The 15,525-nt window shown below is 54.6% G+C and carries 10 protein-coding genes; 7 read left to right on the forward strand and 3 right to left on the reverse strand.

Annotated features, from left to right (window positions below; translation table 11 throughout):
- Positions 1-271: 271 nt before the first annotated feature.
- Positions 272-1,177: an archaetidylserine decarboxylase gene (gene asd, locus ABEA92_RS18685; RefSeq protein ID WP_345685371.1), complete on the forward strand. Its 906-nt coding sequence runs from the start codon at positions 272-274 to the stop codon at positions 1,175-1,177.
- Between the two features lie 319 nt (positions 1,178-1,496).
- On the opposite strand, the gene ABEA92_RS18690 is transcribed toward asd, so the two are convergent.
- The 3 genes from ABEA92_RS18690 to ABEA92_RS18700 form a co-directional block, all read right to left on the reverse strand.
- A complete protein-coding gene (locus ABEA92_RS18690) occupies positions 1,497-3,005 on the reverse strand; it encodes a BNR-4 repeat-containing protein (RefSeq protein ID WP_345685372.1) in 1,509 nt (502 codons plus the stop codon).
- Positions 3,006-3,374: 369 nt separating this feature from the next.
- Positions 3,375-5,147 (reverse strand): LamG-like jellyroll fold domain-containing protein, encoded by a 1,773-nt coding sequence (locus ABEA92_RS18695; protein WP_345685373.1) that lies wholly within the window; start codon positions 5,145-5,147, stop codon positions 3,375-3,377.
- Positions 5,144-5,692, reverse strand: a complete 549-nt coding sequence (locus ABEA92_RS18700) for a sigma-70 family RNA polymerase sigma factor (RefSeq protein WP_345685374.1) — start codon at positions 5,690-5,692, stop codon at positions 5,144-5,146. The genes ABEA92_RS18695 and ABEA92_RS18700 overlap by 4 nt, the downstream gene beginning before the upstream one ends.
- A 208-nt stretch (positions 5,693-5,900) precedes the next feature.
- On the opposite strand from ABEA92_RS18700, the gene ABEA92_RS18705 reads away from it, so the two are divergent.
- The 6 genes from ABEA92_RS18705 to ABEA92_RS18730 all read left to right on the forward strand — a co-directional run bounded on the left by ABEA92_RS18705 (position 5,901) and on the right by ABEA92_RS18730 (position 15,068).
- Positions 5,901-6,071, forward strand: a complete 171-nt coding sequence (locus ABEA92_RS18705) for a hypothetical protein (protein ID WP_345685375.1) — start codon at positions 5,901-5,903, stop codon at positions 6,069-6,071.
- 73 nt (positions 6,072-6,144) lie between these two features.
- Positions 6,145-7,401, forward strand: coding sequence for a DUF1559 family PulG-like putative transporter (locus ABEA92_RS18710; protein WP_345685376.1), 1,257 nt, complete (start codon positions 6,145-6,147; stop codon positions 7,399-7,401).
- Between the two features lie 580 nt (positions 7,402-7,981).
- The gene (locus tag ABEA92_RS18715; protein WP_345685377.1) at positions 7,982-10,819 is read left to right on the forward strand and encodes a PSD1 and planctomycete cytochrome C domain-containing protein; all 2,838 of its coding nucleotides are present in this window, start codon (positions 7,982-7,984) and stop codon (positions 10,817-10,819) included.
- A 9-nt stretch (positions 10,820-10,828) separates the two neighbouring features.
- The gene (locus ABEA92_RS18720) at positions 10,829-12,316 is read left to right on the forward strand and encodes a DUF1501 domain-containing protein (protein ID WP_345685378.1); all 1,488 of its coding nucleotides are present in this window, start codon (positions 10,829-10,831) and stop codon (positions 12,314-12,316) included.
- Positions 12,317-12,706: 390 nt separating this feature from the next.
- Positions 12,707-13,213, forward strand: coding sequence for a PDZ domain-containing protein (locus tag ABEA92_RS18725; RefSeq protein WP_345685379.1), 507 nt, complete (start codon positions 12,707-12,709; stop codon positions 13,211-13,213).
- A gap of 379 nt (positions 13,214-13,592) precedes the next feature.
- A complete protein-coding gene (locus tag ABEA92_RS18730; protein ID WP_345685495.1) occupies positions 13,593-15,068 on the forward strand; it encodes a sulfatase family protein in 1,476 nt (491 codons plus the stop codon).
- Positions 15,069-15,525 lie beyond the last annotated feature (457 nt).

Genomic DNA, 15,525 nt, shown 5'->3' on the forward strand with positions numbered 1-15,525 from the left:
AGATGGTTGTGATCCATCGTCTGCGCCCAACACCGCGTGACCAACGCGAGTGTGCTGAGGGTGCCGGAAATGGCCGGCAACCAATCAATTATCAGGCGTGTTAGGGCGACGGATCGCACTGATCGTTGTCCCACATCATTCCGCTTGGCACGCATGACGGCGATTCATCGGTACGCTATCATGCCCGCATCGAAAAGCCCCCCTGATTATCACATGGAACGGTTGGGAACTGCAGCAGATTACTTTTTTGGAAAAGTGCTTGTCAATTAAAATGGATGCCCCCCCCACAAGTGACGCGATTACCTTTTTTAATCGCTATACCGCCAAGATCGAACAAGAACAGATCTATGGCGAACCCTTTCTCCGCTGGACCTACGAAACGATCCCGGGCCAGATCGCGTTGGCGGTCGCTGCGAAACGCGTTTGGTTCTCGAAATGGTACGGTTGGCGGATGGACCGAGCTGCGAGTCAATCGAAAGTGATGCCGTTTATCGAGACCTACAAACTTGATCCAAACGAATTTCAGGACCCGCCGGAATCGTTTCGAACATTCAACGAATTTTTTTATCGGAAATTGACGCCAGCAGCGCGACCGATTGATAGCGATCCCGATTCCATCGTTTTCCCAGCCGATGGCCGGCATTTGGCGATTGCCGACGTCTCGCAGACCGACGGGTTTTGGATCAAGGGACAACAAATGGACTTGGCACGGCTACTCGGTAGCCGCTCGTTGGCCGATCGCTACGCCACCGGCAGCATGCTGATCTCACGTCTCTGTCCGGTCGATTATCACCGTTTCCATTTTCCGGTCTCGGGTACCGCGAGCGAATCGCGTTTGATTCCCGGTTCACTTTCGTCGGTCAATCCGATTGCACTACGAAAACGGTTGTCCATTCTGTGGGAAAACAAACGGATGATCACCGAGATCCAAACGCCGTCGCATGGTACGGTGTTGATGATCGAAGTGGGCGCAGCCTGTGTCGGCGGCATCCACCAAACGTTCACTCCCGGTGCCATAGAAAAGGGAGACGATAAAGGCTACTTCACGTTTGGCGGTTCGATGACGATCGTGTTGATGGAACCGGGACGCGTTCAATTTGCGGACGATCTGCTAAAACACTCGACGCAACAGCGCGAAGTCTATGCACGAATGGGCGATGTCGCTGGGTTTCGTTAAGGCAACGTACGTTAAAGCATTGGACGGAAATAGCTTCGTCATTCGAGTCTTGTAACGAAACACGGGTGCGAAGTGCTGCACACCACCTTCAAAGCTGACGGTCGAGCTACGCCCATTCCAGTGCAGCTCGAGCGGACCGGCCTAAAAGCTACCAGAGAGTTTCTCTCCTTCGGGAAACCTATTGAAACGATAAATTGAGTTCCGAACGTTTGCTAAACCAGAATTTGGTTCGAATGGAACGGGATAAACCCTCTACAGATTCAGTCCCCGACGGCATCGAGGTTGCTAACACCGCCACCCACGTCAGCCGTGGCCCGCTTTAATCGTTTTGCTTCGCTGCATTCGCCGAGTTTGGCGAAGCGAGCAATTGCGGTTCCGCAAAAGCTTCCGTCATTTCATAAGGAAGACGCCAAACGTGTTCTCCTGAGCGGTCGGAGAAATAGAGTTGGCTGGTGCTCAGCCGCGTCGGGTCGCCATCGGCCCAGAACACAAAGAACGGATCTCGTGCGTTGAGCGGTTGACGGATGTAGTTATGGTTCTTCTCGCTGTTATCGGTAACCTGTCGCTTCAGACGCCAGGAATCGCCCTGGTCGCGACTTGCCCAAAGCACCACTTCGCCGCCGCCGTGCCAAGGTTGTGCCCCCGGCGCCGACGGAATTCGCACCGTCCATTCCGCATCGGCGTTCTCGCCAAGATCCAGACTGCCCATGTCGTAGTTGTGGTCGGTGGGAGCAATCATGGTGGTTTGCCAGTTCGCACCGTCCCAGCGTGTGATGCGAAAATGTCGAGGATCATTGGGCGGTCCAGGCTCGGCACCAGGACTGGTCACGTAAAGCAGCACTGGATGCCCGTCGTGATCAAACTTCATGTCTTTCAAATAGACGTTTAATCCCTGCGATGCATAATCGATCACCCGCGCAGGGCTGTCCACGTCTTCAAGCGGAGTTTCGAGTGTCTGGCCATCAATCGTCGTCCATGTCGCGCCTAGATCACGAGTCTGGACGTAATAGAGATCGGTACGTTGATCCACGTTGCCATTGGGATGGCGGTTAAAGAAAGTTCCCACCTTGTCGCCAAGTACCGCACTGCTTTGGTAATGACCGCCCCTGGAATCGCCTGGCTCGCGGATGCCAGCCAGTTTTTCGTCAGCGGTCCAATCGACACCGTTTTCACTGCGTTCCCAGTACAATTCGCGTACACCGGTGTATTTGGTAAATAGATGTAGAAAACCCTTCTTGCCAACCACATGCGGCTGAGGGTAGGTCATTTCTTCTTCGCTGATTCGCTCAAAACCATCGATGCTGTATGGCTGCGTGCTACGGTATTTGAATCCAGGCCGACTGCGACCACGACCGCTAACGAAAACCCACAGGTACCCCTTAATATCGATCGCAAGCGAAGGGTTGTCATGCGGGTCGTCGACACCCTGTTTGTCGTAGACCACCACCGGCCGAGGTACTTGGTTCGTCTTGTGATCGTAATACGAAATCATGCACAACAGATGACGCTGCTCGGGGCCCGTTGTGCCTCCGTAGACGAAGAATGTTTTTTCGACCTCGGGACTATAGATTGCCAGCGGAGTGTGCTTGGCGGTGTAAGTTCCTAGTCCGCCCGAATATTTATCACCATAGGGAAAGACCGGTTCACGCGACACCTTCGCATACGCTTGGTCCCCGCTGCCCTTGCCGTAGAATTGCCCCAGCGTGAACCAGATTCCCTTGTAGCCCGCAATGCGTCGCGTTTCGGGTTCTGCATCAGGCTGGACGCCAAATGTCGTTGTCGTGATGCTCGCAAAGATCGCCGCGGCGACCATAAATCGCAATGTCATGGCACTTACTATGATTCGCATGGGGGATTCACCTGTTGTTCACACATAGCCGTTCAGACGGATGTCACGTTCCGCGTGACCTTCCGCTTGACGCCGAAATGCTAATGTTTTTGCGGGCCGAGCGTTCGATTTATACATACTATGCGTAGAACTGCAAGCACGAAAGTCTATACAGCTTGTCGCAAACGAGGTCGGAACCACTCTATCAATCGCCGTATCATGCGATGCAGCACCACCGAACGACTGTTAACCGATTTCTAGAATTGCAGCCACCGGTTTGGGGCGAATGACCGCTGGGATACCGGCGGCGTGCAATGTGAATCAGCGTAACTGATATGCTCTCGAGAGAAAGCGTGAACGACCTGCGAACTAGGGGAAGACCGCGGAAAAATGCCGCTCGATTTCCTCCGGGCGAAGTGCCCGCGAATAAACTGCGATCTCGTCGAGTGCACCGGAGAATTGCCGCCAATCCGCCACCGCCGTCAATTGCCCGAAGATCAGGTGGAAATCTCCAGGTCCATCGATCTTTCCTTCCGCCAGAGGGACGCGGCGGGCTAGCCGTCCGTTCAGATAGATCTCCATCGCGTTGGTGTTCTTGACGGCAACGACGTGGTGCCATTGACCGGGCACACACACACCAGGTGTGAATGCATTGGTCCCTGTTTCGTACGATGCGGTCGGAGGAGTCCGATGCAGAAATCGCAATGCGCCAGGCTCATGGATCATGAACGTGTCGGTGACAATCTCGAATACGTTTAAAAAGATCCGACTGTCGGTTCGCGTTTCCGGGAATACCCCAAGCACGGTCGCATGCTGCAGGTCGTCGGGCTTCATCCAGAACTCGATCGAGTAGGGGCCTTGGTTCAGCCCGGTGATTGCATTTTCACTAGCCAAGTAACGCGCCGAACTACTCCGTTGGAAACGAAGGTACCCGTTGGTGATTTGGATGTCCTTTCTTCCGTTTCGCCCGTGACGAAGTATCGCCGAGTGATTCGGTCCCATCTCGTTACGAACTTGATTGTTCGTGTTCGGGGAATCCTCGCCATCTTCAAAACGCCAATAGAGAAGTGGCGAATCTCGGCGAATCCGCGCCGCATATTCATCCGTTCTAGGTACTGCCTCATCATTGAAAACAACAATCTTTGGCAGTTCATTCGGATTCGCCGTGATCGTTTGCAACAAATCCTTTTCTTGGTTCACACTGATTCGCGTTGCCTCGTGTACACGTTGGCTGATCAAGGTATTGCCGTCATCGCCGAGCAACGAGAGTTCAACTTCGCCGCTGAGCACCTCGACTTCCGAAGTCCCCTGGGGAGTCACGCTGACACCAAACTCGGTCCCCAAATCGACGATGGCGGCCTTAGGTGAATTGAGTACGAAGCCACGAGCACGTGGAGGGACGTTTGCGCTGACGCGGCCGGATAACAACGTTGCAGCGTTTTTCGAATGAATTTGCAATTCCGCAGGTCCCTCGATTGCCACCACGGCACCGCTCATGAATTCCATTTGCACCAGTCCCCGTTCGAGCTTTAGCGTCCCTGCGGTCAGACGTTTTCCGACAGAAAGCTGCGACGCAAAATCGCCTTCACTGCGGACGACAACGGCAGCAACCGGTTCAGCCATCGCGACAACGAATCCTTCTGTGAACGCGTCATTGGATGGCCCGTTTGGATCTTCGACGGATGCGACGTTCAGTGGTGACGCACCATCGTCCTTATCGGTCACCGGTGTTACGCCTTGCTGCACTGGCCCGCTGAGGTAGCCGCTCAGTGACATCACCAGGAGCAACGAGAGTCCGCCGATGACGAGTACCAAAAACGCGACCAGACCTTGCAATTTCGCGTTTGTCCCCGTCCAAGCAAACGGGATACTCGGAATCGTGGACGCAGCAGGCCTCTCGTCGGGCGTCGTGAAGTGCTCACTCAGAAGAGCTGGATTGACGCTGTCCACCACGCCCCAAGCAGCAGAAAGCTCGGAATGGATTTGTAAGTAATTCAGGTAGTGGGCCTGAGCTTCGGGTGATGATTGTAGGATCGCAACCAGTTCCTTGGCTTCTTCATCACTCAATTGATCGTCAACCAACCGAGGCAACAGTGCGTTGAGGCGTCGCAATGAGTCGGAGTTAGGGGAGGAAGGGTTCATTTTGGTGGCTCCATCGATAGTTTTGACTCGACGCAAGCGATTAGTTTCTCTCGCACTCGGTGCAGCATCATACTGACGGCATTCGCGGTCTTGTCCATGTCTCCGGCAATCGCTTTCACGGAGATCGATTCGGCATATCGCTGGATGATCAATTTTCGCTGTTCCGGCATCAGTTTGACAAGGCAATCCTGTAGTGCTGCCTCACGACGTTTGCGAATGTCATCAGCAAACATCTCGGCATCCAAGGCATCGAGCGACGCCGCTAAATCGCTGGGGAAGACTAGACGATCGCGGGATTGCCGTTTACGGAACGCCATCACTTGGAAACGAGCGATCGTAAATGCCCAAGCCATGAAATCAGTTCCCTCTTGAAATTTGGCAGCGTCGCGGCAAAGCACCAGATTGACATCCTGCAGTACCTCGTGGGCTTGGTCGCTGTTGCCCAAACGCTTCAGCAAAAATCCAAACAGCCGAGGTTGAGCCTCGGTTAGCTGCAACACCCACTCGGTCGTGAGCTCGATTTTGTCGGGAACGTCGTCTTGCATGTCACTGATGGAATAGCCGGATACGGCCAAATCTTTCGCCTTCTCCAGGGGGCACACCAAAAAAGAAAAAAATTAGCGTGCCATCCGAAAGATCTTACCTCGACCCGCTATTCCCTACTATCGCGTTAACGAGGGTTCCAAGCCCGTTGCGTATGACGCATGTCTCTTTTTCGGATTGTTTCGTCCCTTCTTTTTCAGAGTTTATTTCATGCGAAATCGTACTTCATCGCTCGCGCTCACCTGTTTTGCGTTGATCGCCTGCTTCTCAATCGGTGGCTGTCGTGACGCCCAAAACGAAGTGATTGACCAATCGACGGTCAATCAGCAAAGCATGGAAGCCTACGAGGCCGAGATGAATCAACCCGCCGGCGGTATTTAGCCGTGATGAACGGATTTAAAGGCGGGAACGCGAGTGAATTTTCTTTTGTCTGTTTCTTTGGGAGTTTTCGTAGATGAGAAATGCTAAAAGTCGCGGGTTCACATTGGTGGAACTGCTGGTTGTGATCGCCATCATCGGCGTGTTGGTTGGATTGCTGTTGCCGGCGGTTCAGGCGGCACGCGAAGCGGCTCGAAGGATGAGTTGCAGTAATAATTTTAAACAACTTGGTTTAGCGATCCATAATTATCACAGTGCTTATAACCAGCTGCCTAATAACCACACCGGAACGGATCGAGCGTACGTCGGGGATGTTTCCAACAACAGCAATCGCCGATTTTTAAGTTGGTTGGTGACCGTGTTGCCGTTTATCGAACAACAGGCGATGTGGGAAAGTATCACCAACCCAAGCAAAGAAGTGAGTCCCGGATCTAGTATGCCGGGAACCGTGACCAACGGAACTTGGCCAGCAATGGGTCCCGTGCCTTGGCAAGCCGCCTATCCCGCTTGGGCGACCGATATCGCTGGGTTTCGTTGTCCAAGTGACCCATCGCGTTTGCCGGGCGTGGCGACGGGACGCAGCAACTATGCCGCTTGCTTGGGTGACACGATCGATTCGTGCTACTTTGGCGGTAAGAACGAACGAGGTGCATACAACCAGCCTTCGGATTACTCGCTCAACAATGATGGCGACATGACGCTGCGGGCGCGTGCTGCTAACCGCGGCTTTTTCTGGAGCCGTCACAAGGTAGGTTTCCGAGATGTGCTTGATGGGTTGTCAAATACCATCGCTGCAGGCGAAATCTGTACGTCCGCAGGCAGTCGCGAAACCCGTGCCGATTGGGTTCGCAACATCTCGTTCAAAGGCGACGGTACCTGGGATGGTGCTGGCGAGCCCATTCGTTGCAAACAAGGAACACACATCGATCCTGCTCGGCCGACGTTCTACAGCAGCGGTGCCAGCGTCGAAACAAACCCTCTGAACTCGCGTGGCGGGCGTTGGGGCGATGGTCGATTGACGTACACCGCGTTCCAGACAATTCTGCCTCCGAATAATGCCAACTGCTCAACAAACACCTCGGACGGTAACTGGTATTTCATCTCCAGTGCGGGTAGTCGTCACCAAGGCGGAGCTCATGTTTTGATGGGCGATGGGGCGGTGAAGTTTGTCACCGACAGCATCGAATCGGGCGATCTGACGGACAATGCCGTTGTCGCTTCGTTTACAGGACACACCAGCAACCCGAACCTGTCTGGATCGCAAAGTCCGTATGGGCTTTGGGGTTCGCTCGGAACGCGTGCTGCAAAAGAAGTGATCAACGACGAGTTTTAGCCCAGAATGGCGTTGATATGAACGGGAAAGCCAGCGTTCCATCTCGTTGGCGATCCCGTTCGAGTTCGCCGGGTTTGTAAATCGACGATGCTAACCACAATGTCATCTACTTTGGTAGCGGAGCGGTGTGCGGCCCGCCCGATTGCAGCGAGTAAAACGTTCGAAACTGACCGGGCGGCCCGCGCCGCTCCGTTATAAAAGCCACACGTTTGGTACCAAAGTCGATTACATTGGACGCAAATACGTTCGGTCCGCAAAATGGGACGGACAGATGGCTTATCATCTGAGTCCGGTCTGCGGAACCGCGGGTGAGCCACCGAGAAAGTGAGAAGATTCGGATTCAACTGTAAACGTCAAGCATTGATGAAGCCGAGTGACAGCTCGCTCACGAGGAATGGAGCAGTCCTTTGATCCGATAAAAAACCCCGTTATGAATATAGAGAGACAACGCATCGACATGTCAACGCTTCGCCCATTTCCTGCCACGAATGTGGGCTTGTTCCGCGCAGTAGCGTGCATCGTACCCGCATTGCTCGCGGTTGCTGGCCTTGGCACCGTTAAGGCGTCCGATCCATTGGCGATGCCAGACGAAATTGATTTCAACGAGCACGTTCGTCCGATTTTCAATTCGCACTGCACGGCGTGTCACGGCGGCGTCAAACAAGCTGGTGACGTCTCGTTTGTCTACCGGGAACAAGTGCTGCCGCCGGATGGATGGATTGTCGAACCAGGTGATCCGGAAAACTCGGTCCTGATTGAGCGGGTGATCACGACCGATCCCGATTTTCGTATGCCTCCGCCGGATCACGGACCGCCATTGTCCAGCGACGAGGTTGCCGTGTTGACCAAATGGATCGAGCAAGGTGCCGTTTGGAGGGCTAGCTATTGGTCTTACGCCGCGCCCGAGCCACAACCGCTTCCGGAGGTTTCGAATCCGGCATGGGAACGCCAGCCGCTCGATCGTTTTGTGCTAGCCAAGTTGGATGAGAAAGGGCTCAAGCCGTCGCCGGATGCCGCGCCCGAGCGATGGTTACGACGCGTGACGTTGGATCTGACTGGATTGCCACCGACGCTCGAGCAGCGAGACGCTTTCTTAGCGGCGTTTTCACGAAATAACGATGCCGCGCGTCGCGAATATGTAGACCAACTGCTTGCGTCCACCGCGTTTGGTGAACGATGGGCCAGCGTGTGGTTGGACCAAATTCGCTATGCCGATTCCAAGGGTCTCGGGTTGGATGGTCGACGCTCGGTTTGGAAGTACCGCGACTGGGTAATCGACTCGCTAAATCGTGACTTGCCCTACGATCAATTCACCATCAAACAAATCGCGGGCGACTTGCTTCCCGAACCAACGATCGAAGATCTGATCGCGACTGCGGCGCATCGGCTAACTCAAAACAACGAGGAAGGCGGCACCGACGATGAAGAGTTCCGCGTCGCCGCGGTACTCGATCGGGTTAGTACGACGTGGCAGGCGTGGCTTGGCGTGACGTTTGGTTGTGTCCAGTGCCACAGCCATCCCTACGATCCGTTTCGCCACGAAGAGTTTTATGAGTTTGCGGCTTTTTTCAACAACACGGCTGATAGCGACTTGGACGAGGATTGGCCTGTTATCCAGGCTCCGATCGATCCTCGCGACAACCCCAGAGCCGACCAACTCGACCGACAGATCCGCAGCCTTTGTGATCAGCTATTTCAGAGAGAGTTTTCCCAACTGAAGGCGGAAGGCATGTGGACGCCGCTGGTCGAAATGAAAGCGTCGACCAACAACGCGACGCAGATCGAAGTCGAAAAGGTGGATGACCATGACGAATTTCATACCGTCGATACGGTCAGCCGTAACACGGACATCACACTGGAAACACCGCTTCCACCAGAGATGAAACAGTTGACCGCGATTCGAGTGACCGTCCGGCCGCTGGATCCCAAGTCTGGGCTTGATGATTCGGAGTGGGGATTTGTGTTGTCTGAACTGAAGGCGGCATTCATCGTCGAAGGCCAAGAATCCCCCACCGAGATCTCTTTTGCTCGAGTGATCAGCGACGATCCCAATCCGTTTTATGACCCGAACGCGAGTTTGGACGCGAAATCCAACCGCGGTTTCGCAGCCTATTCACGTATCCACCATTCACGCGAAGCGGCGTTCGTGCTGGATTCCCCGATCCAGGTCCCCGAAAATGCTCGACTTCGAGTCACGCTGAAGCATCGCGTGTTTGTCCTTGGTGCATTCTCGTTGATCGCGCGGCGGGGGCATTTGGCCGTCAGCGACAGCGAAGAATTCACCAAAATGGTGAATGATGAATCGTTAGCGAAGCTGCGAGATGAACTTACCAAACTCGAGAAAGAGCGATCGAGGATCAAGTCAGTTTCCGTGCCGGTCATGCAAGAGCGTCCCGCGCATTTGGCACGTCCGAGTCATTTGTTCGAGCGCGGCTTGTTTCTCACCAAAGGAAAACAGGTCACGCCTAGTACCCCCGAATCGCTTCACCCCCTTCCCCGCCAAGACACAGACGACAGCTTGCTCCCGCCAAACCGATTGACACTCGCCAAATGGTTGGTCAGCCAGGACAATCCGCTCACTGCACGGGTTGCGGTCAATCGTGTCTGGGCTCAGCTGTTTGGAACCGGCTTGGTGCTCAGCGAAGAGGATTTTGGGTCGTCCGGCGAGTCCCCCTCGCATCCTGAGCTGCTCGATTATTTGGCGCTGCGTTTTCAGAACGAACAGCAATGGAGCATGAAGACGATGATCCGCGAAATCGTGCTTTCACGAACCTATGGGCAATCCGCCAAAGTCACGGACGAAGGTCTCCAATTGGATCCCCAGAATCAATGGCTGTCCCGAGGGCCTCGTCACCGTTTGTCATCGGAAATCGTTCGTGATCAAGCGTTGGCATTGTCAGGATTGCTAAGCGACAAATCGTTTGGCCCCCCGGTTCATCCACCAATTCCCGATGGCGTATGGAAACCGTTCCAATCGGGCGACAAATGGACGCCCTCGAAACCGGGCGACGAAGAGCGTTATCGCCGTTCGATCTATACCTACATGAAACGCAGCATTCCGTATCCGATGTTCGCGGCGTTTGATTCGCCGTCACGAGAGTTCTGTTCGCCACGACGGCTACGTTCCAATACGCCACTGCAAGCGTTGATGATGCTCAATGATGAAACGTTTGCTGAAAGCGCCGCAGCGTTGGCGGCGCGAATGCAGGCGGCAAAAAATGAGCCGCGTGAACAGATTCGATACGGCTTTCTAATCGTGACTTCTCGTGAACCTTCCTCTGCGGATTTAGATGACTTGATGACGCTGTTCAATTCGCAGCGAAACGGAAGCGAAGCGGATCTGAAGCGTGCTGACGCTGATGCGATGACCACCGTGGCCGCAGTGCTGTTGAACCTCGACGAAGTGGTGATGAAGTAAGGATAAACCATGAGCAACGAAAACCTCTACCGCGAAGCCGTCGCCACCAAACTTCAACAAACCACTCGTCGCCATTTCCTGCAAGGGTGCACGACCGGAATGGGAGCAATGTGGATGGCGATGCAGCAGCATGCCGACGCGGCGTCAAGACATCAACCGATTCACGATTCGCAAAATCCACTCAGTCCACTGCCGTCGCCGCTGCCGGGCAAAGCAAAACGAGTGATTTATCTGCATATGATTGGTGCCCCGAGCCAATTGGAGTTGTTTGACTACAAACCGGACTTGAAGCGGTTGGATGGCAAGGACACTCCGCAATCGTTCTTGGAAGGCAAACGGTTTGCCTTCATCCAAGGCACACCGAAGATGTTGGGGCCGCAGTATCCGTTTGCCCAGTATGGTGAAAGCGGAGCATGGGTTTCCGATCGTTTCCCGCATTTCACCAAGCATGTCGACGATGTTTGTTTCATCAAGACGATGCAGACTGACCAATTCAACCACGGTCCCGCACAGCTGATGGTCCACACGGGGCAAGCTCGCATGGGCTACCCGTCGATCGGCTCGTGGACGACCTGGGGGCTGGGGACCGAAAACGAGAATTTACCAGGCTTCTTCGTGCTGCTTTCCGGCGGTCGCCAACCTCGCGTTGGCAAAGCGTTGTGGAGCGGTGGATTTTTGCCCTCGGTGTATCAAGGCGTTCAGTGCCGCTCGCAGGGCGATCCGATCCTGAATATTTCCAACCCCGATGCTGTGTCGCGGGACCGACGACGAACGATGCTCGATACGCTGAATCGGCTAAACCAGCGTAACAATGAAACCTTCGGTGATCCCGAGACGCTGACACGAATCGCCCAATATGAGATGGCGTTTCGGATGCAGGCGGCGGTTCCCGAGGCGATGGACATCCGCGACGAACCAGCCCACATTCACACGATGTATGGAACCGAACCGGGCAAAGAATCGTTCGCCAACAACTGTTTATTGGCCCGACGTTTGGCCGAACGTGACGTCCGGTTTATTCAGTTGTTCGATTGGGGTTGGGATTCGCACGGAGCCGGTAAAGACGAGGCATTGAATGAAGGGTTCAAAGATAAATGCAAACAAGTCGACCAACCCATCTCGGCGCTGCTGACCGATCTGAAACAGCGAGGGATGCTCGAAGACACCTTGGTGATTTGGAGCGGCGAATTTGGCCGTACCCCGATGCGTGAAAATCGAGGCGGTAGCGAAATGCGATTCATTGGCCGCGACCACAATCCTGGCGCCTTCACGCTGTGGATGGCTGGTGGCGGAGTCAAGCCAGGCTACAGCCATGGCGAAACGGATGCCGTTGGCTACTCGGCGGCCGAGAACCCCGTCCCGCTGCGTGACTTTCATGCGACGCTCTTGCACTTGCTCGGATTCGATCACAATAAATTGAGTTATCCGTTTCAAGGCCTGAATCAAAAATTGACCGGCGTGCAACCCGCCCGAGTCATCCATGACATCTTGGCATAGTGCGAAGATTCTATAAATGCTGAGTCTATTTCGATCGTGGTAGCTTCCGTCGCCAGACGAATTTGATCTGGCGGCCAAGCACGTCGATCAGTCGGCGTGTAAAACCGTTGCAATTGTGCGTTCGCCGATGGTGGGTCACTGCCAATCATTGCAGCATCGAGGCACACAGAACGTTCCATTGCCGAATTTGCACATTGTTCAGCGGCAATCATTTTTTGGGCAGGCGTGACAAAGTGGTTCACAGGCGGCCAAGAGATGTAGCGAGCGTCGGTGCGTGAGTTTGGAATTTGCTGTGACTCTTGCAACGCGATTCCTTAACTCGTATCGGACATGTCTCTAAAATTGTGATAGGCAAATGAATATCGTCGGTGGAAGACTGGGTTAAAAACGATGAACCTTCGAACGAAATTTGGGGGCCGCACCAACAGCGTCTTGATTCTGATGACGCTTGTGACATCGGCCGTGAGCGTACATTCGAACCTTGCTGTTCGCGCGAGCGAACCGACGCAGGCACCACCGTCGGGTGAGCAGGCGGAGATTCAACCCCAGTTCGGGGACTGGGGCGATCCGTTTGTCGAACCTCAACATCCCGGCCGCGATCATTTTGGCGGCTGGCACTTGGGGGTGTTTGGTCACTACACGACCACCGGACACCTGTTAACGCAAGTGTTCCCGAACACGCCAGCGGCCCGCGCTGGACTCGAACCAGGAGACCGGATCATCACGGTGAATGGTTATCAAGTCGGCGACGTGTTGAACCGGCAATATCCGATCGACGTCCTGATCCAGCGACATGCGTCCCCCACTGGCTTTGTGCGACTGTTGGTGCAAAACCGACGGACGCTTCGCTTGCACAATCTCGACGTCCGCTTGGCCCGCGGCCGCATCCACTTCTAAACGAAAACCCTTGATGTTTGTAGCGAACATCGTCATCGGTTTGTTGATTTGATCTAAATGCGAATCGCTCTGGAGAGCGGTGGGCCGTGAGGCACCGGGGCGTGCATGGGACGCGGCCGCTGAGGCGTCACGGATCACTAAATCAACAAGCCGCTAACGGCTTTTCCCCAGCCACCGTTTTCGACTGACAAAAAGCAGCCTCCAAGGGTCGAATCCCACTCGAAGCAACTTCGGTGTATGTTAGAGTGGTTCGGGCATGATTGCCGATGCTCGAACCAACATCCCTGCTTCCTGAAGTTGTCGTCTTAGGAGTTCCCCCTTGAAATCCCGCTTCCTTTCCGGTTTGATTCTTTTGCTGTTCGTCTCCGCTAGTCACGTCATGGCCGAAACGCCCAACGTGATTGTCATCATGGCCGACGACCTCGGTTACGGAGACGTTTCTTGTTACGGCGCGACATCGCTAGAAACCCCGAACATCGACAAACTGGCGAACGAAGGAGTGCGATTTACCAGCGGGTACTGCTCGGCATCGACGTGCACTCCGACTCGCTATTCGATGCTAACCGGCACCTATGCCTTTCGCGGGGAACGCACCGGGATCGCACCGCCCAACGCTCCTGCGATCATCAAACCGGGCACCGAAACCGTGGCTTCGCTACTGCAGGGTGCGGGTTACAAGACGGCCGTGATCGGCAAATGGCACCTCGGCTTGGGCGACGAGGGTGGCCCCGATTGGAATGGGGAACTGAAACCAGGACCGCTGGAAATTGGTTTTGATACCTGTTTCCTGTTGCCCACCACCAACGATCGCGTCCCGCAAGTTTATGTGCACGATCATCATGTCGAAAACCTTGACCCTGCGGATCCGTTGTGGGTTGGAACCAAAAAACCAAGCCCCGAGCATCCCACGGGTATCACGCATCGTGACACGCTAAAGATGGATTGGTCGCATGGTCACAACTCGACGATTCACAACGGCATCAGCCGCATCGGCTTTTACACTGGCGGTCACGCGGCTCGTTTTCGGGATGAAGATCTCGCTGATAAATGGGTCGAAGAATCGGTCAAGTTCATTGAACAAAACAAAGACGAAAACTTCTTTCTGTTTTTTGCGTCACATGATATCCACGTCCCACGTATTCCTCACGAACGATTCCAAGGCAAGACCTCACTCGGTTTTCGCGGTGACAGTATCATCGAACTCGATTGGTGCGTTGGCGAGTTGATGAAAACCCTGGACCGACTGAAATTAGCCGAAGACACGTTGGTCGTCTTTTGCAGCGACAATGGCCCTGTGCTGGATGATGGTTACATAGACGCCGCGATCGAGAAAATCGGCGACCATCGCGCAGCAGGCCCTTACACCGGTGGCAAATACAGCGTTTATGAAGGCGGCACGCGAACCCCATTTATCACCCGTTGGAAAGGACGAATCAAACCGGCCGTCAGCGACGAGATCGTCTGCACAATCGACCTTGCCGCCAGCCTTGCGGCGCTGACGGGGCAACCGCTTCCCGAAGACGCGTCTCTGGATAGTTTCAATGTGCTCGGGGCCCTGTTGGGCGACGCCAATGCCGAAGGTCGTGACAGTCTTGTCCAACAGGATAACGGCAGCAGCGGCACCTATGGCTTCCGTGCCGGCAAATGGAAACTGCACCGCTACGACAAGAAGTCCGCGCGCAACGTCGTGGTGGAAAAACAACTTGCCAACACCAAGGTGCCGCGGTTCCAGCTTTTTGATCTCGATAAAGATCCTGCGGAGCAACACAACGTGCTTGATCAGCATCCCGACGTCGCCGAACGATTGAAGCAGCAATTAGCGACAATCATTCAACAGGGACGCAGTCGCCCCTAAACGGCAATGCGGCACCTGCCCCGCCGATGAACTTTTCTCGCATGCATTTGTATCCGTGATGCGGACTCCCGCATCACGCAGGGGGGCAATATTGGCCGCCGATTGATGATTCCGACAATGCTGGGGCTGCAGTACGGCTAGATCGAATCTCATCATCTTGAATCGGAGCGGGGCACGGAAGTACACTGCCAACGTGCGGTAACCCGCCTCGCCTCGTGCCATTCCCGGCTTTGCTGCTCGCCGAAAACCGACGGCTCCGAGGCTTCGGGTTGCAGAAACGAGGTCGTGCCGCTAGGCGGTTGTATCCCGCAAGAGCGACCTTGCCACCGCAGCAATCGATTGCTTTTTTTCTCGGCTTAACTCGGGGATCTTGTAAGTCGTACGCTGCGGATGCCGTGATCTGAGGCTTCTGTGCACATGGCCGTGGCTCATGGACGTGGCAAATATTTTCCATAAA

The organism is Novipirellula caenicola, assembly GCF_039545035.1.
GTDB lineage: Bacteria > Planctomycetota > Planctomycetia > Pirellulales > Pirellulaceae > Novipirellula > Novipirellula caenicola.